At 46.6% G+C, this 596-nt stretch carries 1 protein-coding gene; it reads left to right on the forward strand.

All coding sequences use genetic code 11. The features are described 5' to 3' along the window. The coding region (locus R7040_RS28120) for an HD domain-containing protein (RefSeq protein ID WP_318097838.1) at positions 1-596 on the forward strand (596 nt) is incomplete at both ends.

Below are 596 nucleotides of genomic sequence, written 5' to 3' on the forward strand. Positions count from 1 at the left end.
TGGAAGGCAGCGCTGCGTCTTCTCAAGTAGACAACGTTCGTCGCATGCTGCTTGCCATGGTGGATGATTTTCGTTGCGTTGTCATCAAGCTAGCAGAACGAATTTGCAACCTTATTGAAGTGAAAAAAGCGCCGGACGAAGTTCGACGTGCTGCGGAAAAAGAGTGTGCCAACATTTATGCTCCACTGGCTAACCGCCTAGGTATCGGTAAGCTTAAGTGGGAAATCGAAGACTACGCTTTCCGTTATCAACAACCGGACACTTACAAGCAGATTGCAAAGCAGCTTGCTGAGCGTCGTATTGTCCGTGAGCAATACATCAAAGATTTTGTCGAAGACTTATCTCAAGAGATGAAAGCTTGTGGCATTAATGCCGAAGTCAGTGGCCGTCCTACACACATCTACAGCATTTGGCGAAAAATGCAGAAGAAGAGTTTGGCGTTTGATGAATTGTTTGACGTGCGTGCAGTACGTATCATCGCCGACAAACTGCAAGATTGTTACGCTGCGTTAGGTGTGGTTCATACCAAATACAAGCACTTACCGAGTGAGTTCGACGACTACGTTGCAAACCCAAAACCAAACGGTTACCAATCG

Source organism: Vibrio sp. 1069 (genome assembly GCF_033340555.1).